General features: G+C 63.7%; 1 protein-coding gene. It reads right to left on the reverse strand.

The annotated features are described in order from the left end of the window. Positions 1-74 precede the first annotated feature (74 nt). Positions 75-25,754, reverse strand: coding sequence for a matrixin family metalloprotease (locus tag DH08_RS16010; RefSeq protein WP_246800871.1), 25,680 nt, complete (start codon positions 25,752-25,754; stop codon positions 75-77).

Genomic DNA, 25,754 nt, shown 5'->3' on the forward strand with positions numbered 1-25,754 from the left:
ATCGGCCATGGACACCCGTTTCGAAGCGGCGGACGCAGTTCGCGAAATGTGGGAACTGCGCCGCCATCATTGTCTCATCGTACTCCAAACAGACTGGACAGGCGCGACAGCAGACCCTTGCGGTTGCTCCATTCAGCGAGACCATTGAGGTCGTCCGAAGGTGCGTCGCCATCGTCCTGATCCGCATCAGGCGCTGCATCATGCGCACCGTCCTGCTGCCGACCCTGTGCGGCAACAAAGGTTCCGCTGGCTTCGTCAAACACCCAGTTGAGCTGGCCGCTTGGCTGCAAGCCGGAAGTTGCCCCTGTCAGCACGATATCGCCGGTTTTCGCGCTTGCATCAGCCTCTGCATCGGAATTCGAAACAGCCGCCGCAGTTCTTGCGGTCGATATCGTCGTGACGTCGCCGACCGCTTGAGCCGGGGCAATGCCAGCGCTCTGAAGCAATCCATGCTCCTGCGCGCCGACAAAGACGCCCAGGCCATCATGGAAGAGCTGCGTTTCAGCCGGCTGACCAGCAGATCCGGCCTCCGGCAGCCGGCGCTCGCCGACGGCCAACTCAGCCGACATCACACCCGCCTCGCCCTCATCGTGGTCGAGGCCCGCCTGATGGCCGATTTCGTGGATCAGCACCGACAGCAGGTCCATCCGTCCAACGGCCGCGCCGCCCGGCAACGCCGTCAGGTGGCCGGAGGCATCGAGCTGGAACTCGCTGCTGTCGAGAGGGGACAGGTCAACGAACCAGCCATGTCCGGCCGCGTTGCGGTCGATCAGCACCCCGCCGAACACCGACTGTGCCAGCGCCAAGCCAGGCAGATCGACGATCTGTACATCCAGGCTCGACAGCTTTGCAAGCTGTGCAGCGTCGAGTTGGCCGCTGGCCGACCAGATCGCCATCGCCTGCGCCAGCATCGCCCTGGTCTGATCGATGCCGACCGTCGTTGCCGTGTCTCCCGTCTGGCCAAGCGAAGCGAGTGCCAGCTGATTGGAGCTGGTGCTGAACGCCGAGGCGTTGGTACGGATCTGCAGCCGGTCGAAGGACGCCCCTGCATTGCCTGTCACCAGGCCGAACTCGCCATCGGCAATGGCTGCATTGAAGCCATAACTGCCGACGAATGCACCGTTGATGGTGATCGAGAGGGCAGCGCCTCGTATGGTCAACTGGACTTCATAGTCCGTCGTTGAACTGAGCGTACGCACGAAGCTCTGATCGATCGCCGTGCCGCCTTTCGACGTCACGTGTCCAACCAAAACCTTCTGGCCGACCACATCCAGCGTGACGAACTTGTAGTCGTTGGCGCCGTAGTAATCGAAGACGATGCCACCGGTCCCGGCGGTCTTCAACTTCGCCGTCAGTTCCAGATAGGCGTCCGTCCCGATCGCCGGGCCGACATCCAGCAGGTTGGTGCCGGCGCCGGCCGCCGCGTTCAGCCTGCCGCCCGAGAGCGTCCAGCCTTGAGCTGAGGTCTTCGACATCGGATAGGTCGGCGGCGCGTCAAACTCGGCTGCGTAGTCGAGCGTGATCTGCGGCGGCAAGACCTGGACACGGAAGTTGTCCACCGTACCCTTCGAGCCGCTGTTACCGACGCCGACGAGGCCCTTGTTCAGCGCCACCGGCTGGCCATCGACGATGCGCGGCGCGAAGGTGTAACTGAACCAATTCACGCCGGCCACAGTCAAGGTCACGGTCGTGCCGTTGACTGCGAGCAGAACATCGTAAGCCTGGTTCGCCTTGAGCTGCACCGGCTTGTTGGACTTGACCAACTGATGCCAGCCGCTGGCGTCGCGGTAGCCCATCTCGATCTGGTCGTTCGAGATATTGATGCCGGCATATTTGAAATCCGTCGGCGAATGATAGTCGAAGATGATGTAGGAGTTGGCTTTCCAGCCGCCCGTCGGCTTGTCGGTCGTCAAGGTCGCCGCGATCTCGTAGTAGATCGGCGTATAGGCGTCGAGATAGAGAACCGCGGCTGCCTGATCCCAGGTGCTTGCCGACTGAACAGTGAGCTTGCCGCTGCTGACGGCGAAATTGCCCTCGTCAACCGCCACGACCTTGGCATTGCCATCGTTGAAGTCAGCCGTGCGCAACACGTCTCGCTTGCCGCCTGGGATGTTGCCCGCCTGGGGATCCGTCGGACCGCCGGTCTGATCCTGCCAGAAGCCATGGTCCTTCTGGGTGATCAGGCCGATTTCACCTTCCACGCCGCCCATGAACATATGAACGTTGCTGTAGTTGTCATCCCCGTTGATGCTGCCTGTGTCAGCGGTGCGGGTGATGTCGACGCCGTCGCTGAATGCCTGCGCATAGAGGAAGTCGAACAGTTGCGGCGGCACCTGGCGGCTTACCGTCGCGATACCGAACGGTGCGAACGGCACCAGGTAGGTGTTGAACTCCCCGACCCAATCGATCAGGCGGTCGCCACCGGTGTTGCCGATCAGGATGTCCAAGCCGGCCCCGCCGAAAACGCGGTCCTCATACATTGGATGCGTCTCTGGCTGGTCGTTCAGCCAGTTATTGGTCGAGCGTACATCGTCGGCGTTCATGAGGTCGTTGCCCCAGCCGCCATAGATGTGGTCGCGGCCGGTACCGCCAACGATCCAGTCATTGCCCAGGTCACCAAAGACCGCATCGTTGCCGTCGGTGTTGCGCTGCGCAAACGCCGTCGGCGTGCCGTTCGGCGCAAAGGCGATCGCACCGTTGACCAGCGGTCCTTCATTATCGACGAGGTTGAGGAAATACTGGCGCGTGATGGGCGGCGCGCCGGTCTTCCATACCGAACCGTCGGCGTTGAACATGATTGTCCGGCGCGGATCGTACTCGTCATACAGGAAGAACTCGCCGAGCCGGCTCTGCACCGGCTTCGGTGCGTTCCACGGATCGCTGTCAGGACCAAACTTCAGTACGTCGCCAGGATTCCACGGCCGCGAGAAGTCGGTGCGCACGATACCCACGACATTGCCCGCCGCATCGAAGCGCTGCGTGTAGGAATCTGGCAGAGCTTCGCCGCCGCCGACCGCATCGTCGCCGGAACCGCCATGGATGAAGTCGTCACCCAGGCCGCCGAAAATGATATCGTCGACGACATTGGCGTCGAACAGCGGATCGTCACCGCCCTGCGCATTCGGCGTCAGATTGTAAGGTGTCAGGTCGACCGCCTTCTTCATCTTGCCGCCGACATTGATCGTCTCGGTCTGCACCTGTCCGGGCGTGTAGATGAACTCGTTGAGCACATCGCCCTGGCTGGTGCGCGTATCCGGATCGGTCGCCAGCAGTGGCAGCACGCCGAACAGGCTTTCGCCGTAGGTCGCGCTGTTGCGGCTGGTGAAGATGCGGCCGTCGTCACCCAGGATGCCGTCCTCGCCGGTACCACCGGAGATCCAGTCATTGCCCCAGCCACCGATCAAATCGTCATTCTCGGCATCGCCGAACATCCGGTCATGGCCGCCGCCGCCATAGGCGGTGTCGTCACCGGTCTCGCCATGGAACTCGTCGTGGCCACCGATGTCCTGCTTGGCCCAAATGCCGAACTCGCTGCGATAGGCAGGATCGTTCGGGTTGGTTCTGGAGAACAGGTCCGGACTGAAGTCCGGGCCGCCCGGCGTGTAGTCGAGCAGATGGATGCCGCGCACGACGAGGCGTTCGCCACCGGCGCGCGCCGGGTCGTTCACGTCGTAGTTGAACTGGACATAGAGCTGTTGCCCAGCCGTGCCGTTCGGATTGATGTCGGTGTGATTGACGCCGACGATCCGCACGATGTTGCCGTTGTCGCCGATCATGGAGTCGGCATCGCGAGCAAAGCGCGAATTGGCCAGCGTGCCGTCATTCGGCAAATTGTCGTCATTGCGGTCGATCTCGATGCCGGCGCCGCCGAAAATGTAGTCGTCTCCGTCAGGCCGCGCATTCGGATCGGTGAGGCTGAAGAAGGACGAGGAACCACCGATCAGATCATCCTGGCCGAGGCCGCCGAATATCTGGTCGTCGCCGCCACCGCCTTCGATATAGTCCTGGCCGTCAGTCGCCGCCGTGAAGGAGGCGATCACCGTGAGCGGACCGATCGGATCGGTGACGCCGCCGGATGTACGCGATGCGCCGACATGCGAGGTACCGGCAAAGGCAAGCTCGATGCCGCCGTCGCCCTGCACCACGTCATGGCCGAGCTGACCGAACAGTTCGTCATGGCCTTCGCTACCGGCGATGTAGTCGTTGCCGAAGCTGCCGACGCCGACCGTGCCCTCGTCGAAGGCGAAGGTGTGCAGCGCCGCGTAATCGACCGAATACTCGCTCCACCACGGAGCGCCGTCCGGATCGCGATACCGCCGGGCGATACTGTCGACCAGCAGCAGGCCGCTGTTGTCGGCATTGACCGTGCCGAGGCCGGCCGGCATCGGTCGGTCGGTACGGCTGTACATCAACGTTCCGGCCAGCGTCTGGAAGCGCAGGCTGAACGTATCATCCAACAGATTGCCGTCAGCGCCGCCCTGGCGCGACATGTAGACGTTGTCGCCAAAGACGCGATCGTCCTGCTGGTCGCCATCGAGCAGATCATGCCCGGCGCCGCCGACGATGACGTCGCGGTCGAGGCCGCCGAACACCACGTCGTCGCCGCCATTCTGCAGTTCGGCCGATTTGATGCCGGTGACCAACACAAGCTCGGTCGTCTGGATGCGCTGCTTCAAAACCGACGGCAAGTTCGGATCGTCGACGAACATTTCGATCACGCCGTGATCGGCGAAGATGATGTCGTCGAAGTCGCCCAGCACGCCGGCAGCCGCGATCGAACTCGGCCCATAGCCGAGATGCGAAGCGCCATCGCCGAAGATGAGGTCGTCGCCCGCATTCATCAGGTCGCGAACCGACGACTTGACCGGCTTGATCGTCGTGCCGTTGGTGTCGGCATCCGGATTGGCCGAAGGCAACGGGCTGTTATCGACCGTGTCAATGAACAGCTGGCGCGTGAAGATGTTCACGTTGATGCCGCTATCGCCATAGATGTGATCGGCGCCTCGGTTGCCGATGATCAGGTCGTCGCCGGAACCGCCGGCAAGATGATCGCCAGCCTGGCTGCCGTAGATCGTGTCGTTGCCCGCGCCGCCATAGATCGTCAGGCCGACGCTCGGCAGGTTTGCCGACGGCGTGCCGGCGAACAAGGCGCTGGCGTCGATGATGTCGTTGCCGGCGAACTTGTAGGGATTGGCGAGCGGGAACACCCACTCGTCGTCCTCATTCTCGCCGTCCTGCAGTTCCGGGAACGGATCGAACGGCTTCTCGCCGAATTCCATACCCAAGACATTGTGCGCCTGGCCGGAATACCAGATGCCGTCCTGGCCGGTGTCGCCATAGATGACCAGTGGCGAGTTCGGCCCGGCGCCGCCGGTGACGACAATATGGTCGCCGCCGATGCGCGCACCGCCGTCCAGCGTCACGTCGATGCCGGAAACGGTCATCGCAACACCGGCTTTCGGCGTCAGCGCAACGCTCTGCAGCGTCATCACGGTCGCATTGAGCGCCTGGATGGTGAACGTGCCGGCAAATCCGCTCAGCTGCACCTTCTGGCCCACGTGGAAGCCATCCGCCAGCCAGCTGCCGGCGCTGCGTGTCAGGCTGTTGGTGGCGATGTTGACGGTCGCCGTCCCGGTGATGATGCGCGGCTCAGCGACGTGTAGTGAACGCTCGGTATAGCTGTTGAACGCGTTGGGCGCGAGCACCGTGCCGGTCGGCTGGCCGGCGCGTGTGTTCGGTGCGCTGAGCACCAGCACACTGCCGTCGCCCCATGTCAGCGCGGAGTTGGCCGGCGCCGGCAGCGTTGCGTCGGCGATCGCCAGAATGGTGCGCGTATAGGTTTCGCCCGCAAGCTGGATCACCTGGCCAACCTGATAGCGGTCCTCCGACCAGTCGCGGCCGTCCTGACGGGTGACGATGATCTGTCCACCGGTTCCGGCGGCGATGTTCATCGGGCCGGCGCTTTCCACATGCATGTTGCCGCCGCCATGAACGAGCGTCAGCCCGCCATGCTGGCCTTGCACGTAGAAGCTCTTCACCGCGTCGTTTTGCGTCGCGAGCGGCGCGCCTTCGAGCGTCAGCGAGAAGCCGTCTTCCGAGATCTCTATGATGCGGAAGTCACGCTTGCCGTTGGCATCGACCATCGTCACCAGATGTCCGGCGAGATAGCCTTCATTGGCCCATTTGACGCCGTCCTGGCGCGTGACGATGCCGCCGGTGTAAGTCGGGTCGACATCGACTTCGGCCACCACGGTCTGCAGCACTGCATTGGTCACCGGGTCGATGCGATTGATGGTGCGCGGCGCTTCCGAGACCGGCGCGAGTTGTCCGCCGATGACGTGCATGACCGCGCCGACGATCGCCACGATCTGATACTCGCCCTGCGCAAAGTCCTCGTCGATCGATATGAAGTCTCCGACCGCAAAGCCGGCCCAGTTGCCGCCGTCGGTGCGCGTAATGACACCGCCCGCCGTCGTGCTGGCCACATCCACCGACTTGTTCGGCGTGATGACATCCTTGTCGAAAGCGGTGATCGTGTGCAGCCCATCTGCCACACCGGCGAGCGTCGGTCCGCTCAGAACCAGGATCGAGTTGTCATTCGGATCCGCGCCTTCGGCCGGATCGGCCGGATTGATCAGCGCATCATTGATGGCGACGATCGTCCAGACGCCCGGCAGGTTATCGATCTTCACCGTCTGGCCGACAAGGAAGCCCATCGCTTTCCAGTCGAAGCCGGTGCGTACGATGGTGCCGCCATTGACGCCGGATGGCGTTACGTCAAACATGTTCGTCACCTGCACCGGCGGTGCAGGATTGAGCGTACCCTCGATGACGAGCTTGTCGTTGCCTTCACCGAGCATCAGGTTGACCACCTCAATGGTGCTCTTGGTGTCGTCGGTGCCGAAATCGCCGTTCGAGTCGACGCTGATGCGTCCGAAACTGATACCGCCCGGGAAGAAGCCGGATTCACCGAAGGTCGGATCGCCGGTCACGCCAAGCCCCAGGCTTAGATCGTCAGCCATGTTGAAGCCGGTGAGCGTCGTCTCGGTCAACACGCCGTCGACATCTTCCTTGCTGGTGTCGTTGAAGATGTTCAGCACGTCGATCTGCTGCGATTCCGGCGGCTGCTGACCGATCGCGATCAGGAAGTCGTCGGCTTCGCCTGGCAGCTTGAGACCGTTCTCGAGCGAACGGTCGGCGCCAGTGACGCCGCCCTCGACAGCCAGCGGTCCGCGCAGCTTGGACAGATAATGGCCGGAAACCGGGAAGACCTTGACGCCTTCGCGGTTGATCGGCACGTCGTATTCGGTGTCGGCGCGCAGTTCGATCGTCTGCTGCTGGTAGTAGTTGGCCGGCGTGAACACCGCCACGGCGGCGGTGCGAACCACGCGCACGTCGCTCAGCGTATCGCCGAGATGCGGCAGGATCTGCGCCACATTGGTGCCGGTGATCTGGATCGTGGTGTCCTTGGTGTCGTTGTCGCCGCGGATGATCGCGATCTTGAAGTCGCCGATCAGATTGTCGGCCGAGTCGAACAGGCGGATCCACTGCCCCTCGAGGAAGCCAAATGCCAGCCAGCCATCGTCCTCGTCGCCAAGTCCGTCGATGGTGATCCGGTAGGTCGGAACACCTTCTTCCATGACCTGCTCGAAGCGGATATCGCCGGTGTACTCGCCGTCCCGCGCCAGATCGGACAGGATGACGTCGGCCTGCGCGCCCGTTGCGGCGAACAGCTTGTCGACCTTGAAGAACTTTCCGTCCGCATCGATCGAGGTAATGAAATAGTCGCCGCTGTCGGCGCCAGCATTGCCGATGCGTATCTGTTGGCCGACGAAGAATCCTTCATCGACGAAGCTGCCGAGATCGGCACCAGTGCCCCGCGTGACCTTGCCCAGGCCACCATCGTTGGCGAAGACAAGATTGCCGTCGAATATCTGCGTTGGCCTGAGGCCGCCAATGATGTCGTATCCGGAGCCGGGCGTGACCGCGATACCGTTGACGCTGATGACATCCGCAAGACCGTCGGTGAGTACCGCGACGCGCACGCTGGTCGACGGCGCCTTGGTCAGGCGGATCGTATAGTCGTCGGTGTCCGATCCATCGCCGTTGAGCAGCGTATTGCCTTCACTCTCCAGCACGACCGCGCCGGCGCTGTCATTGTCGATCACGTCGATGTCGACATAGCCTGGGCCTGAGCGCAGGTTCGGGAACACGTAGTCGTGGTCGGCGTCGACTGTCAGCGCCTGGTCGAGCTGGAAGAAGATCGCCGCCGTGTGCGGGTCCTCGCGCGGGATGTCGTCGCGCGCTTCGATGCCGACGCGCACCGCATCGTCCCAGTTTCCGCTGTCGAAGGTGATGCGCCAGTAGCCGTCGGCACCCTTGAACATGCGGCCGTCGAGATCGTTCGGATCGTCGACGTCGTAGATCATGATGTTCTCGTCACTGAATTCGTTGACGAACAACTTGACGACGATCGTGTCGCCCGCTTCGGGCGCCTTGGCGAGCTGTACCAGAAGTTCGTCATTCAGCTTGGTCGTGGCATTGCCTTCGATGACCAGCGAGCGGCGATCTTCGGTGTTCGTGCCGGGTGCCACTTCGGTGACATAGATTCCGGGCGTGTCATTGTCACGCAGGTCGACCTCGACGTTGCGCACATCCGCCGCGTCGAAGGGATCGCCGTCCGGATAGGCAGCGGCCAGCACTGCCGGTGCGACACCGCTGGTGTCGGAGATGACGCTGTGCTGAACGACGACCACCCGATCGCCCTCGGCGCGCAGATCGTCGGGCGCGTAGATGTACACGTTCTGCGCCATGTCCCAGTTGGTGCTGTCGAAGGCCAGCACGATCGAGCGGTCGTTGATGATCGTCGGAACGCCGTTGATCGTGATGACATGCTGGAATTCGCCGTCGGTTCCGACGGCGCCGGGATCCAGCGTCGAAAGCCAGATCGTGTCGCCGATGCCATTCGGCAGCGGTGCCGGATTGATCAGGGTGCCGTCTTCTTCCTGCTGTGGCGAACGTGCCGCCGAGATCGTCACATAGACGATCTGGCCGGCCAGCGGCGCGACCGCCAGCCTGACGGTGTAACTGTCGACATTGCGCGGTCCGCCTTCGCGAACGGCTGTGAAGCCGTCCGTTTCGTCGATGCGGATGATGCCCTCTTCGGGGCCGGCCACGTGATAGTCGAAGCCGTCGACCAGGACGCCATCGTAGAGTGGATCGCCCGAGGCGACGAGGTGGTCAACGGCGCCGGACGCGCCTTCGAGTTCGCGCGTGATGATGTCTTCCGTGACGTCGCCGGCGACATTGATCGTGTCGGAGCCCAGACCGCCGATAACGCGATAGGCCACGCCGAAAGCCGTCGATTGAACGAAGAATTCGTCGTCGCCTTCAAGTCCGTCAACCTCGACCACTTCGATCGTGGTGTAGCGAACATTGAGGCCGGCACCGAAGATGCCCTTTTCGGTGATGGCGAAATCGTCGGCGAACTCCGTCCCCAGTATAACCAGCTTGTCAAAGCCGGTGCCGCCGTCGACCGAGACCGGCGCGTTGACGTTGTATTGCACTTCGTCCTCGCCGCCGCCGGCGCGGATATCGGGCGCACGCGCGACCGAAAAGCCAAGTCCGATGATCGGCTTGGCGACGCCGAACTCGTCCAGCACGATGACGTCGTCGGTGTAGTCGTCCGGCGTCGAGTCGGCGTCGGCGAAATTGATCACGCCATCGCCATTGGTGTCGAGCGTAACCGCCGGCAGGTCGTCCTGATCGATCGTGCCGTCACCGTTCCAGTCCTGGTTGGCGACCGCCGCAATGGCGAACGCGCGGACGATGAACAGGTCGTTGTTGTCGTCGCCCTCGAGCCGCAGCTCGGCCTGGTTCGAATAGACACGGAATTCGTCGTTGCCGGTGCCGCCCTGTGCGACCATCGGCGCACTGATGCCGGGGCTCAGCCAGCCGCGTGTCGTGGCCACCATGTCGGGGAACACGTCCTGGTCGAGCAGGGCGCCGCCGAAGAACGGCGTGACGCCGTTTTCCGGATCGCCGGTGCGCTTGGTGCCGAAAATCTGGCCGATGTTGAAGGAGTCGTCGCCGGCCCCGCCTTGCAGCGAAACGATCGCCGAGGTGTCATCTGAGTAGAAATTGTCGTTGCCGCCCTGCCCCTCGATGGTGATCCGGCCATTCAGCGCGGTGTCGTAATTGATGCGCGCGACTTCGTTCGAGGGCTCATTGTCCTCGATCGTGTCGGCGTAGGTCTTCGGCTGTCCGTAGACCATGGCGACGTAGGCCGGACGGTCGGCGGATTCGTGCGGCAGATAGTTGGCGCCGCGCAGCAGGAAGATGTCGTCGATCGGCTTGTTGCCGCCGACCAGACCATTCTGCAACGAGTCGTATCCGAAGATAGTCAGTTCATCGACACCGTCGATGGAGCGCCCGCTGTCGAGGATGTTGATGACGTAATTGCGCTGGAAGTCGGTGCCTGCAGTACCCTGCCCCGGATTGTTGGAGCCAAGGGTGTAGATCTCATAGACATCGGTGCCCGACACGCCGTCCAGCGTGAGCGTGTGCTCGGCCGCCGTCTGCATGTTCGGAGAGGTTTGCGTCGCGGTATCCTGGAGGTAGTAGACGCGGAAGCGGTCTTCGCCATCGACGTTGTTTACATCGAGATCCTGGCTGCCATAGGCGCGCGTCTTCGAGCCGAGGAAGATGTAGCCGGCGCTGCCCTGCGTGTTGGTGCCGCCAGCGCCCGACGTATCGCCGAAGTGGATCGTGTCGACATCCGTGTTGCCGAAGATACGGGTCAGCACGGTCGGTCCGGTGACCGGGTCCGCTGTCAATGTCGGCGTTGCCGAGCCGACCGGCGCGCCGATCGTCTTGTTACCTGGCGCCACGGTTGCGTTGGCGATGATGCGGCCACGCAGCACCATCACAGTGCCGAAGGCGACATCCAGATTGACGAGCGCGTGGATGACCTCATCGGTCGCCGACACGTCGCCATAGATGTCGATATTCTCGGCCGCCAGCGTTTCGCTGTTGGAGTCGAGCGTCACGTTGTCGCCGACGCGCAGCAGCACGGAACCCTTTTCGGCGAAGATCTGACCGTGTGTGATCGCACGCAACGCATCGGGCTGGAAGGTCGGGAAGGTGGCGCCGTCTTCGCCGAAGCGGGCGCTGCCGCTATGCAGCAGGTCGAGGTTCTCGCCCTGAACCGAGGTCTCGCGCACCGTGATGCGGATATCGCCATCATAGGTGTGCGCCAGCACCAGTCGCAGATTGCCGGCGGTGCCGCCGGGAACCTCCGGCGCTTCGGCCAGATGGATGTTGTTGCCGGCTTCAAGTGCGACGTCATCATCGCTCGAACCGCGCGATGAATCGATCTCGAGGTCGTTGGTAAAGGCGCCGATGGAGCCGTTGCCGTTGGCGTCGAGGTCGATGGTCTGACCCATCACGTCGGCCAAGTCGTCGCCCGCGCCGTTGTTGCGTGAATCCAGGATCGAGCCGGCAACGGTCCTTAGCGACACATCACGGATCGTGTGGACGGTATGAACATGCATGTCGCCGACGACTTCGTCGAGGAAGATGCCCAAGGTCGAATCCGCGCTGATGTCGAAGGCGCGCAGCACACCAAGCCCGCCGACGCCATTGCGGTTGTCGACGTTGATCTCGAGGAAATTGCCCGGTTCACCAATGCCGCCCAAGGGCGAATTGATGTCAAGCAGTGTCGGGTTGAGCACCTGAGCGGCGACCTGGAAATGGGTCGGATTAAACAGCCCCACGCCAGCGGCCATGGTGATGTTGCGGCCGGAGACATCGGCCTCGATCAAGGTCGGGTCGCCGTTGTCATCGCGCGCATCAAGGATGCGCCGCGGCGAATAGAGCAGCACATCGGAGGCGTTGGAGCGAATGCGCTCGACGCGCATGTCACCGGTCTTTTCCGTCAGCGCGATGTAGCCATTGGTCAGCACGTCGATGTCGCCATTGCCGGCGATCTCGGTGATGCCAAGTACGTTGACGGTGGTCGCCGTCGGCGCGGGATTGGCTGCCGCAACGATGATGTCGCCGCCGGCTACGACCGAGCCTGCTTGCAGCCCGGGCAGCGTGCGCAGGCCGGTTGCCGGGTCAAGGCCCCGGAAATCATAGGTCGACGCGACTTCCGTGTTGCCGGTGGCGAAGACGCCACGGCTCAGCGACGGGATCGCTCCCGCATCCGGCCGGAAGAAATTGTAATAGGTCTGTCCGCCTGCAGGCAACGCCGGCGCCTTGACCAGCAGGCCGCCGGACTGACCGTCGCCGAATTGTTCGATGCTGGCTTGCAGCAGCACGTCCGCCGTATTGCCGGCCTTGATCCGGTCGATCTCGACGACGTAGAAGCCGCCGGCCGGCGCCTCGCGCAGCAGCGCCTTGAGGTCGAGGCTGATGTTGCCGAGCGCGTCAGCGGTGAAGGTTTCAGCCGAAATCAGGCTGTGCAGATCGGTCAGCGCGCCCGCCGGTGCCAGATCGATGGCGGTGCCGGCCAGGGCGTTTGCCAACGTGGTCGCCAGCTTGACGCTCTGCCCGTCGGGCGAAGCGATGATGTAGTAGTAGCCGCCGTCGGTAAGCCCGCCGATGGTTGTCGTCACTGCATCGTAGCGCACCAGCTGACCGGTATAGAAACGGTTCTCGACGCCGAGGAAGATCTGGTTTGTCAAGTCAGCGACACGGCCGGTGTCGAAGCCTATGCCGAGCGGCAGGCCGGCGCTGTAGATGATGTCGATGTTCACTCGCGCCCCGGTCGCGCCGATGTTTTCGTCGGCGCGAATGTTGAGGATGTGCGTGCGAATCAGCGACTGGCGGCCATCACTGCCCGTGACGCCGCGATCGTTGGTGGCGAACACCGATCCGTCTGTGTTGACGATCGACGTCGTGCCGATCGGGTTCTCGATCGTGCCATTGATGTAGATGTCGGAATGGCCGCCGGTGTCGGTGATCTCGATCAGCGTCGGCGCGACTTCGCGCACCACGTTGAAGGTCAGTGTCACACTCTGCGACGGATTGAGCCATGCCAGCGGCTGCTCGTCGGTGACGACATCGATATTGTTGATAATGATGTCCTTGTCGGACTCGTTGCGGATCGACACGCGCTGCAACGTATCGCGGAACGTCCAGGTGCCGCCTGCGCCGGTCATCGAGTTCGAATCGAAAACCACGTCGCCGGGACCCGGATTGACGATGTCGTTGACGACAATGTCGTTGCTTTGGATCGTGCTGCCTTCGCCTTCGGTGGCGCTGCCGCCGCCCGCGGTGTCGTTGACCGACACTTCGACCGCGACATCGATCTCGCCGTCGGCGCCGACGACCAGTTGCTTGATGACCAGTTCGGGCGAACGGCCGGAAAGGATCAGCACGTCAGAATTGAAATTGATCGATTGCGGCCTGTCATCCGGGCTGCTGCCGCTCGATCCACCGGCGGCGAGCGAGCGCTTGCTGTCATCGGCGTTGTGTGTCTGCGAGATCGAGCCGTTCACGGTCGAGGCAAACAAGGCCAAGTGCTCGGCCGAACTTCCAGGTTCCTGCGGATAATCCGGATGTCCGAGCACGGCATCGTCGTTGTCGCGCGGACCGGCTGTCACCAATGCGCCTGCCGCACCGAAAATCTCGGACGAGACGTCGGTGTCGTTATGCGCGTCGGAATCGACGAAGCCGAACAGGCCCGTCGACCGGGCATAGGATTTCGCATGCGTGTCGACATTGTCGTAGCGGGTGATGAGGTCAACGCCTTCCCAACCCGTCAGGTCGGCGCCCGCGTTGATCCGCACCTGTGCATCCGGCCGTGCCGTGATCGTGCTTTCGGCCTCGCCTTCGCCATAGAAACCGGCGCCGCGCCCGTCGCTGCCGGAGAAGACATGGAAGTTGTCGACCCGCGCCGCAAGCGAGGTACGCCGCGCGCTGAGCACGGCGTTGGCCGCCAGCGAGACGATCGCGTCGGCCTGATCGGCATCCGGATCGGCGTCCGGGGAGCCAATATTGACGTGCGTGATGGCGTCGCCGTCGCCGCCGAAGCCGACGCCGGAGGCAGTCGATTTGGCCGTCACATCGACGGAGGCGTTCGCCGTGCCCTTGGCCAGTTGCCCGGCCAGCACGATGGCGTTGGAGCCGATGGTGGACGTCGTATTGTACTCGATCCGCACGTCGGTGACCGGATCGGCCAGGCCGACTGCGCCGCCGGCGCTCGACTGCGACGACGCGCTGGTGATGGCGCTGCTCGCCGAAGCCAGCGTGAAGTTCTTGCCCGCGACGATGCGCGTATTGTCGCTGATCGTTGCCGCGCTTGTTATGTCCTGGAAGCTCCGCGCATCGGCGTCGCCGATGGCGACGAAGCCGCCGGTGCCATTGACCGCGTAGGACGATGTGTTGGTCGTCGCCGATGTGCTGACTGTGACGTCGCCCACCGTGGTGATCTGCGTCGCGGAAATCGTCGCCGAGACGTTCGGATTGCTGATGATGTCGGCGTCGTTGATCTGCACGCCGACGAAGCCGCCGCCGGACCCCTTGGCGTACGCGGAGGATACCCCGTCCCCCGATTGCGGAGCAATTTCGCTGAGCGGAACCTCGCCCGGACCGAACAGGAACTGGCCCGGCGCCGCCGACGTCGCGCCGTCGCTGATGTCGATACGCAACTGCTGCTCACTGTCGACATCGTCGGAGATGTCGATCGCGAGTGCCGCGAGGCTGTGATTGCCGTAAGGCCCGGCCAGGCCCGTTGGCGTCAGGACAATCTGACTGCCGCCGCTCGGCGCATTCCACAGTTCGAACGTGTCGTCGCCTGCTCCGCTGACGCCGCGCACATAATAGGTCTTGCCGTCTTGCAGCCCGCCGATCGGCAGATTCTTGGCGTTGACCAGCGAATGCGTATCACTGGCGCCGACATTGAGGGCCGGATCGGCGCTGAGGCCCTTGTTCGGGGCCAGCGCGATGATCGGCTGATCGAAGGTCTTCGTCAGCGTGACTTCGGTGACGCTGTTCGCGACAGTAAGGACCAGCGTGCTACCCGATACGCTGGCGATCGTGAACGTGCCAGAATTGGCGCCGCCGCCGCCGATGAACAGCGTGCCGGCTGCAAAGCCGTTGTCGGCCCAGTTGAGGCCGTCAGTGCGGATGATACGGTCGCCAGCGGCATTGCGAACGAACTGCACCTGTTCGGTGATCGCGTCGTTACGCTTGAGCTGGATCGTCGAGGAGTTGACGACATGCACGCGATAGGTCTGGCCATCGACCAGGCCGCCGATCGCCAGACCCGTTCCGCCGCTTGCATTTTTGACGTCGTAGACGACGTGCTCGCCCTCGGCGAAGCTGTGTGCCAGCGCGTTTCCGTCATCGTCGAAGAAGCGGATGTTGTCGGCGCTGCTATCGGCGATTGGCGAGCCGTCGGGATTGAGGCTGTTCGAATTGACATCCACCTGGCGACTGACGAACGTGCGCGCGTCCGGCGCCTCGTAGGTCACCGCCGTCCCGTTGACGAAGCCATGCCCGGAGATGGTGATGCTGTTGCCCGCGACATCGTCCGGCTGAAAATTCTTGAGGTAGTTCTGTGGGTTGACCGCCTTGTCGAAGGTGCTCACCAGCTTGATGTGTGACCCGTCGATGACCAGCACATAATAGAGGTTGCCCTCGGTCAGGCCGAAGCTGTCGACTGTTTCGTCCGGTCCCGGATAGTAGCGGACGGCATCGCCGCTCAGGAAATTATGGCCACCCGCGAACTCGATGATCTCGGTATTTGGATCGATGTCGGCGGCGTTGAAGACGGAGCCGAAATAGAGCGTGTTCGGATCTGTCACGCCTGCATTGACGACATTGATCACGCTGTACTGACGGTTCACAGCCGCATCGGCCGGATCCGGCCAGTTGAGGCCTGGAATGACGGCGCCGCCGCTTCCGGCATCATATTCGACCGTGTCGCCGGTCACCAGTCCGTGTCCGTTCACGGTGATCGTGTTGGCGGTGCCGTCGACATCGACGATCTCGTAGGTCGGTTGCGTGCCGGGGATCGGCGACGCGGAGGCTTCGACCAGGATATCGCCGGTCGCATTGATCACCACGCCCGCGCCGATCGAGCTTGCAACCGTCGGGCTGACATGGGTCGTCGCATCCGAAGCGCCGGCCCCGAAAATGCCGCCTATCGAAATGCCGACAACCTTGGCGTCGCCCTCGGTTTGCGCCTGTGCCTTCAGCCGCACATTACGCGCCGATTGGATCGAGGTGTTGTTGCCGATCGAGGCGCTGACCGATGATGGGCTGGCCTTTGCAACTGCACTGTTGATCGTCAGTGCGCCGAGAACGCCGCCACCTGCGGCTTCAGCCACGGCGAGCGCGCCATTGACAGCGAGGGCTTCGACCTTGATGTCGGTGACCGAGACGATGTTGGCGTTCATCGCGGCGTTGCTCTGGCCATTGGCCTCGGCTTCCGCCACGGAAGCACCGACCGCCGCCGCGCCGAACGAATTCGCTTCGGAATTGGCGACCGCATAGTTGCGAATGCGCGACTTGATGTCGATGTCACCGGCGATCGTGAATGCACCGCCAGCGCCGATCGTGGTGTTGGCAACCGCATTGGACCGCGCGGTCGGCACCGAGCCCTGGCCGCTGAACAAGCCGCCGCCGGAGGCTTCCGCATTGGCCTTCGCGCCTCGGTCGGTCGCCGTCTCGCCATCGTAATTGTGCGACGACAGCATGACGATGCCGCCGGCGTGAATCGTCGAATTGCCGCCGATCGATGCGGCCACCGTCGGGACGACATTGACCGTCGCCAGGCTGGTGCCGGCCGCCAGGGCGCCGACCGAAAGCGCGAATACGTCGCCGGTCGCATCGTGCAGCGTCCACGCCTCGACCGTGAGGAGGCCGGTCGCGTTGATATTGGCGCCGCCGCCGATCGATGCCTCTACGTTCGGCTGAACATCGACGAAGGCGAAATTGAAGGTCAGCGCGCCGAGCCCGGCAGCAAGCGCGAAAGTGTCTGAATCCGCGTCGATCGTCGAGTCCGCATGGACCGTGATGGCCCCGACGGTATCGGTTTGCCCGATCTGACTGCCCGCGCCGATCGTGGCCAGGACTTCCTTGGTGTTGTCATCGTCATCACCGATGGTGACGTCGCTGTAGGACGCGCCGACGGCCACCGCACCGGCTTGTATGCCAGTCGTCAGCACGTCAAACGTCTGGTTGCTGCTCGCCGAGACCGTAAGGCTGGCCGCGCCGTTGACCACCGTGTTGTCGAGCAAGCCGGCCTGAATGCGGCTGGTATCGTTGACCACCGCGACCGATGCACCGAGGCCGACGAAGCCGGCCTGCAGGGCGACGGTCGTGACATCGACATCCTGGCCGAAATGGCTTTCAACGCGGATGGCGTTGCCAGCCTTGAGGCTTCCGCCGGCCTTCGCTCTCACCTGCCCCGACACATTGACGACGGAGATCGAGGCGCCCAGGCCAACAAGACCAGCGCCCAGGCTGCCGACCAGCATGTCGACTTCCATCTGTTCACGCGCGTTCACGACGATGTCGTGACCAGCCTCGACCGTAGCACCGCCTTCGACGGAGGCGGTGGTGCCGCGCTCGTCGGTGACGGCGGCGGTCAGCTTGTTGGTCAGTGCGCCGGAGGTCAGCGCATTGGCACCGACCTTGTCGCGGGCGCCTTCAACACCGGCCTTGACCCGTGAGTCGGCCGTATTGTTGTTGGCGCCGCCGCCGAAGCGGCTCAATTCCCCGGTGACGCCTTCGACGCCGTCGTCGGCCTGTTCGCCGGCCTCGTCATTGGCGGTCTTGGAGCTTCCGTCGTCCTTCGTCGCGTTGCCGCTGCCACCCTGGTTGTCCTGGTAGGAGTCGCTGAACTCCTCGCCGACCGACCAGACCGACACGGACGCGCCGAGTCCACCGACGCCGATGCCGCCGCTGAAGGCGAACCCGCGCAGAACCTTGATTGCAACCGCGTTGACCGACACGTCGCCGCGCGCCCGCACCATGGCGTTGGCGTTGATCGCGGCAACCGTGTCGTTCTTGATGCTGCCGAAGTCGATGCCGCCGGCCAGACCGATGAAGCCGGCGCCGAGAGCGCCCGCAAAGGAGGTGACCCGGACCTCGTTCGCCGCGTTGACATAGACGCCCTGCGCGCCCGACACCGTGCCTGGGTGAGCGACGTAGTTTGCAGCGCCCTGATTGATGTCGGCGCCGACCCCGATCAGCGCCTTGGTGTCCGAATTGAGCAGCGTCACGGTGACGGAGCCAGCCAGGCCGACATAAAGGCCGCCCGCACCGGCGACCGTAACGTTGGTGACCTCTTCCGACGATTCGGCCTGCACAATGACGCCATGCGCCTCGGCCGTGCCGAAGCCGCTCGGATCGCCACCGCCGACGATCGTGCCGGTAAGCACGCCGCCGATGCCGACGCCGTTGCCGGACGCGTCGATGCTGGCATTGTCGCCGATCGTCGCTTCGGTGAGCTTGTCGACTGTGACGACCGCGACCGATCCGGCGGCGCCGCCGCCCGACAGTCCGATGGCGACCGCACCCGCGACAACCACCACTTCGGAATCGTCCTTGGCCATGACGGCGACGTCGCCGCCGGCGACAATCGTCGCGTTGGCGCCAACGCGGGCATAGGTCTCGGTGTCGAACGACAGCACCGAGACGCCGCCCGCCAGGCTGACCGTGCCGCTGAAGGCAAGGCCGGCGGAGACGACGATGACCTTTTCCTTGGACGTGGCGATCACCGCAACGTCGTTGTTCGCCTTCACATCCGCGCCGTCATTGATCGTCGCGAATGCGTCGACCTTGATCACCGACACGTCGACGCCGGGCGCGCCCGCGCCCGAACCGCCGAAGGCCGCACCGGCCCCGACACCGACATGGCTGAAGTCGCTTGCCGCCGCAACCAGGACGGACTGTCCTGCATTTCCGGGACCGGCCATGTCCTGGTTGATCTGCGCATCCGCTCCGATGAACGCTTTCGTCTTGGTATCGACGACGTTGACCGCCGCACCGACAGCCACGCCGACCGAACCGCCGCCGCCGACTGAAATCGCAAAAGTCTCGACATCATCCTTCGCCGAGGCCGAGACAGCCACGCCACGGAAGCCGGTGTCGACCGCCGCAGTCGCGACCCGGTTCTGGGTCAGCCCCGGATCCTGCTGGACGTCGTCGCCACCCTCCTGGTCGAGGTCCTTGAACTGGGTGAGGCCTGACGGCGTACCAGCCTCCAGGCTGCTCGCGGTCGGCTGGTTGCCGCCCTGCGGCTCGAAGCTCGACATCGCCTGGCTGCCCGCATAGGCGACTTCGTAGCGGCCGGTTCTCGCCGCGACCGTGCCGTGGCCCTCGCCGGTGACGCGTGCGCCTGCGCCAATGAAGGCATCAGTCACCTTGTCGACAACCGCAACGCCGGCCGCGACGCCGACGCCGGCGCTGCCGCCAATCGCCACGCCGCCAACGATCAGGTCCATCTCGGTCTCGTCGAGTGCCTGAACGAGCACGCTGCCGCGTGCTCTCACATCCGTGAGGCCGCCGATCGGCGCCAGCGGATCCGATCCAATGAAGGCGCGGGTCTTCAGGTTCAGCACGAAGACGTCGGCCGTCAGTGTGACGCCTGCGCCGCTCGACGCGCCCGCAGCCACCGAGAACGAGCCGATGTCCTCGTTGCCGGTTGCTTCGACCGTCACATTGCCGTCGACGTCGATATCGGCGCCCGCCTCGATCGATGCAGTCGTTATCTTTGTCAGCGTCGACACATTGACGCCGGCGCCAACGCCGGCATTGCCCGCGGAAACCGCGAGCGAGCCTGCGACCGTCAGGATATCGGTTTCGTCGCTTGCGAAGACCGAGACGCCGGGATCGTTGGCGAGCGTCTGGCCGGAAACCTTGCTGTTTGCGCCGATGCGAGCCGTCGTTGTCTCGGTCAGCACCGTCACGGCGACCGAACCGGCGACCGCCGCCTGCGCGGAAGCCGCGCCGGCGGCAGCGATGACCAGCACCTCATCGGTGGAAATCGCCGACACGGAGAGGCCGTTTGCGCCACCGGTGACCACATCGGCGTCGCCGTAGAGCTCCGCCTTCACGTCATCGAGATGGACAAACACGGTTCCGGAAACGCCGATGCCGGCGCTTTGGCCGAACGCCGCCGCGCCAGCCAGCAGGAACACGTCCGCATCGCCTGTCGCCGTCACGGAGACATCTCCGCCGGCGCCCAGATGCGATTTGTTCAGCGCGTTGCCGGCCTCGACGAAGGCCTGCGTCGAGGTGTCGAGATAGAGCACGCCGACCGACGCCGCGACGCCGGCCGACCCGCCGGCGCTGCCGCCGAACGTCGCCGCGATCGAAGTGATGTCGTCGAAGGAGTCGGCGTTGATGACGATGTTGCCGGCGGTCGTATCCAGATCCGCGCCGCCGCCCATCCAGGCGCTGGTGTTGCGCGTGATCACTTGCACGTCGAGGCCGATGCCGACGCCGGCATTGCCGTTCAGCGTCAGGCCGATGCCGCCCGCCCCGCTGACCACGGTCAGCAGGTCCGTCGCCTCGATCTTGATGCCGGTTCCAGCCTCGAGGTCGGAGTTGTCGTTCACCGAGGCGTGCGTCTCCATGAAGATCACGTTGACGCTGGACGAACCGCCGACGGCAAAGCCGCCGGACGCGCCGGCGATGCCGGCGGCGAAGCTGGTGACGGCCAACGAGCCGATGACCGGCAGGTTTTCCGAGATCGGCAATAGTTCGGCATGTGAGGTGACGTTGATCGCGCCCTGCGCTTCGGCATCGAGATTGATGCCTGTCTCAGCCTTGGTGCTAAGATCGTTGACGATATTGACCGTGACCGCGATGCCCACGCCGCCGCCGCCGCTGCCGGTGCTCAAAGCCGCACCGCCGGCCAGGTTCTGCATTTCATTGAGACTGACGGCGCCGATCTCGATGTTGCCGGTGTTGGCGTCGAGATCGACATTGTCGCCGACCGAGGCCAGCGTGTTGACATCGAGGTAGTTGACGCCAACCGAGCCGCCGACCGCGGTGTTCTTGGACACCGCGCCGGAGAGGGCGCGCGCCTGGAACGTGTTCTTCTGTCCATTGGCGGTCGCGGCGCGGACCTCGATCGATCCGGCGGTCAGATCGGCACCTGCACCGATCATCGCGTTGTTGTCCACGAGCACGATGTTGAGGCCGACTGCGGCGGCGACGCCGGTATCGGAACTGGTGTTCGTGGACGTAGCCGTGGCCAATGCCCGCGCGTCGGTCGTGCTGATCGCCTCAACCTTCATCGCGCCAGTGCCGGAGATCGTCACATTGCCGGCGATCTGCGCCTGGTTATCCGCATCGAGGAAGTTGACGGCGATCGTCGCCGCCACATTGGTGCCACCGGAGCCGTTGCCCCCCTGCGTACCCTTGCCGGTCTGCGTATTGCTGTTGCCATCGGCCTGGCCAAGGCTGCTGCCGCCGCTCTGCGTCGGCGTCTTGGTGCCGCCGCTCTGGTTCTTGGCCATCTCGGTCTGGTTGGTCGTCTCTTGATCGGAGCTGGCACTATCCGTCGTGCCATCGGACTTCTTCGTGGATTGGCCCTTCGAGCTCGCTTTGGACTCTGCCTTGGTGTCGAGTGTCGAGGTCGCGGTGATCGTCACCGTGCCGACATTCTGGAAATTACGGCCGAGGAAGGCGTCGTTGGTGACTTCGCCGATGTTCAGCGCAATCGACGCGCCAACGCCAACGCTGCTGCCGGCAGCTTCGCCATCGGCAAGCGTGTGCACCGTACCGGTGTGCGACGCTTGCGCGGCTAAATTGCCCGTCAGCGTGATCGTTGCGCCGCCGCCGGTGCCGATGTGCGCATCCGTATCGTTGTCGACATAGGCGACAGCGATCGCGCCGCCGATGCCGGTAGCGCCTTCGGCGCCGGCCTTGGCCGTCGTCGTCAGCGTGTCATTGGATGTCGCGGTGACCGTGAAATTGCCGGTCGTCCCGCTAACCGTCTCGCCGTTCTCGACGCCAGCAAAAGTGCTGTTCAAGCCGATGCCGAGGGCTATCGATGCCCCGACGCCGACTCTGCCAGAGCCGCTTCCGGCCCCAGAGGAGGTCGCCGTCGTTGTGGTTTCGGTCGTGTTGATCGCCGTGAGCAGAACATTGCCACCGGTCAATGTAACCGTCGCGGCACCACCCGCAGGCTGATCGGCATGGTCGAGACCAATCACGCCAAGCGTGTCGGTATCGGCGAAGCTCAGCGCGAACGAGCCGGCCACGCCTATATCGCCGCCGCTGGCACCGGAGGTCGACTCGGCGCCGAAACGATGCGTCACGTCACCGCCGACGTTCCTCATCTTCGCTTCGGCTTTCACCCCGTCGGCCGTAATGATGCTGCCCGCCCCGATCGACGCCTCGTTGCGCATCGTCGCGATATTGATCGCCACAGCGACACCGACAGCGGTGCCGCTGTCGCTCGTCTTTGCGGTGCCATCGGCTTCCGCCGTCGCGTCCATATTGTTGGACGACTGCAAATTGAGTTCGCCGACGCCAGCGCCCTCACCGGCAATGACAGTGCGTCCGTCATTGATCGATGCCACCGCCACTGACGATGAGATGTTGAGAGCAAGCGCTGCTGCGACGCTGACATCGCCGCCGCCGCTTCCACCTGAACTGTTGGCCGACTTGCTGACGCCGTCGCCATCATTCGACTTGCTGTTGGCCAGATCGACTTCCTTGTCGCGTTGATCGTCGGCCTTGGTGTTGCCGTCTTCGTTTTCTTCGGCGCCAGCCGCGCTCGCAATCGATTCCGCCTTGCTGGAACCGTCACTGGCGGCCGACAGATTGATCGATCCGTTCGAACGAAGATTGCGGTTCGATGTCGAGAACGCACGGTTGTCCACGAAGGCAAGCGCAATCGCCGCGCCGATCGCCGTCGAGCCGATGGCGTCCCCATCGGCCAGCGTCGTACTCACGCCGTGATTGCTGGCGCTGGCCGACAAATTGCCAGTGATGTCGAGTTCGCTGCCGGAACCTATGGACGACTCGGTGTCGTTGTCGATGACGTCAATCGCCACCGCACCGCCGATACCGACATCGCCGCCTTCCGCACCAGCTTCCGCAGTGGTCGCAGCGGTATGGTCGCCGGTCGCAGTCATGGTGATAGCGTCGCCGGCAATGATGGTCGCGTTATCGCGGATCGACGCCGAGGTGGAATTGTCGACGATGGTCAGGGCGACCGAACCACCGATGCCGAGTTCGCCCGCGGCACCGCTCGCGTCGTCAGGAACCGCATCGGTCTCGACGTTGGTGGTGGAGTTGGCGGTGAGCGACAGATCCGCGCCATTCAGATTGATCGAGGCGCTTGCCGCGACGTCGGCGGAAGCCTCGGTGATCACGATATTGATGGCTAGCGAACCTGCCACCTGCGTCTTGGAGCCGTCGCCAGCGCCGGAGGTCGCCTGGGCGATGAAGCTGTCGCCGGCGGCAATCGTGGCGCTCAATGACACCGCACTCGCCGACAGCGACGAGGCGCCGCCGAGATAGCTGCGCGTCGTGACGTCGGCGATGCTCAGCGCCACCGCAACGCCGATGCCGGTTGCGCCGTTAGCGGAAGAGTTCGTGTTGGTGCCGTCTGCCGTCGCCGTCACGTGGTCCGTCGATTGCGCGGTCAGCGTGATCGCGCCGCCGGATGTGAGGGTCGAAGCCTGAACGAAGGCTTCGGTCGTCGGCCGATAATCGGACACCGTCACCGCGCCGGCAAAGGTGATATCGCCGCCGCTGGTCGTCGCCTTGTCGGAGGTATTGCCGTCCTTGTTGGCGTCCTTCAGACGCTCCTCGGATTCGTTGTCACCGCCTGCACTTTGGTCCGATCCGCCCGCCGTCGACTTGGCAATCGTCGCAATGTTGCTCGTGAGCGTTGCACCGAGCGTGATCGAATTCGGCGTATTGCCGGCATTTGCGCCAATCGTCGAGCCGCCCGAGACATTTGCCCTGGTCGTCGCATTGACTTCCGAAACCGCAACGCTGGCGCCCTTTCCGCCGCTACCGCCATCGGCCTCGGTGGTCATCGTCAAATTGCTGGTCGCAGTCAGCGACACTGCGCCCGAGACACTGAGCACGCTGCCGGCGAGCACTTCGGTGATCGCGTCGCTGACCAGGACGGTGACGGAAACCGCCGCATCCTTCTTTTCATCGTTGTCGGAACCGGCATCGGACTCGTCCTTCGCGGTCAGCGTGACGGTTACGGTGCTCGACGCCGACAGGCTGGCCGCGGTCACATCGGTGCTGCTGAACTTGACCCGTGCTTCGGGCAAGATCGTCGCGATGACACCCGCGAGCGGCCCGACCTCGGCAGTCTCAGCTTCGACATTGGCGGTCGCGGTTGCAGTAAATTGAGCCGCGCCCGTCACGATGATTGTGGCGCCGGTCAGGTCGATGATCGCCTCCGGGGTCGCGAAATACGCGCCACCCGTGATTTCTCCATCGTCCGACGCCGCTGCTGTCAGGGTCACCGAACTGGCATTTATGGTGCTGGAAACGCTGATCTTCTCGGCGTTGACGTTGACTGCGCCGGCAGTCAGCGTCCCGGAGATCGTCACCTCGTCCTTGCCGTCCTGGCCGTTGATGAAGAGCGCGGCCGAACCGAGGTTCACAGCAGCGATGGTCAAGGTATCCTTTGAAAAGATAGGAATGCCCAGATCGTCGCCGAGATTGATGGTCAGGCTGTTGCTGGGTTTGTTGAAAGTAATCGACTCGAATGTCGAAATGAAGGAATCCGACGACAGCGTCAGCGTCGCGCCATTGTCGGTCAGAGTCGCTTCATCGTCGGCATTGCTGGTTGTGATGACCCGGTCCGCAACGACACTATTGTCGATGATCGGTTCGAGCCCGTCATAGCGGAGCACGACACCGTCACGCGTGATTGTGCCCGACGTCTGCCCGGTGGCTACGTACTTCACCGAGGCGAAGGTGCCGCCATCGAGAACCATGCTGTCGAAGCCGGCATCGCCGCCAGCCATGACGCCACTCAATCTTCCGGCCGCGCCAACAAAAAAGGTGTCCTCGTTGCCGGCGGAACCGATCAGGTTCTCGACCGTAACGAAGGACACCCCAGCAACATGACCCGAACCGTCGCCAGTAAGATGCCAATCGGTGTCCTGCGGAGGCCCGACCACAGCGTCGCTGCCGGCGCCGCCACTCAACAGAACCTTGCCAGCCAGAGCGGGGTCGATCTCGTGCAGCACAAAGCTGTCGTCGCCCGCGCCCGCGTCAACGGTCAACGAGACCGCCGGAACTGCAAACCTGTAGGCGATCAGATTGTTGGAGGTTCCGGAGTCAAGCACCGCCAGATCGTCGTCTGAACCATCTGAACTGCCGATGCGGATCACCCGCGCCTGGCCGGAACTGTCGGCATAAATGCGCTGGCTGGACGCTGTATCATCCTCGACCGCGCCAACGCTTTCAAGGCCAATGCTATGGGTCAGCGCTCCGGCTTGCGCGGTAATGCTCCCTGACTGGCCGGTGTCGGTCGCGAGCCGCACGGCGTCGAAGCTGCCGCCGGTCATGGCAAGCGTGTCGTTGCCGTCACCACCGTCGAAGCGCACGTCGAGCGCCGCCAGGAAGTTTTCGCCGAAGTCGATGGTGAGCTTGTCGTCGGCGGCGGTGCCACGCACCACGATATAGTCGACCTGCTGCGCGTTGCGCTGGTCGATCAGCGTATCCGTCTTGTTGTCATAGATTTGGATCGCCTGGATCAGATTGTCATAGCGCAGCGAATAGTCGGCCCCGGCCAGATCATTCAT

Origin of the sequence: Mesorhizobium amorphae (genome assembly GCF_014843845.1) — a bacterium.
In the GTDB taxonomy this organism is placed as follows: domain Bacteria; phylum Pseudomonadota; class Alphaproteobacteria; order Rhizobiales; family Rhizobiaceae; genus Mesorhizobium; species Mesorhizobium amorphae_A.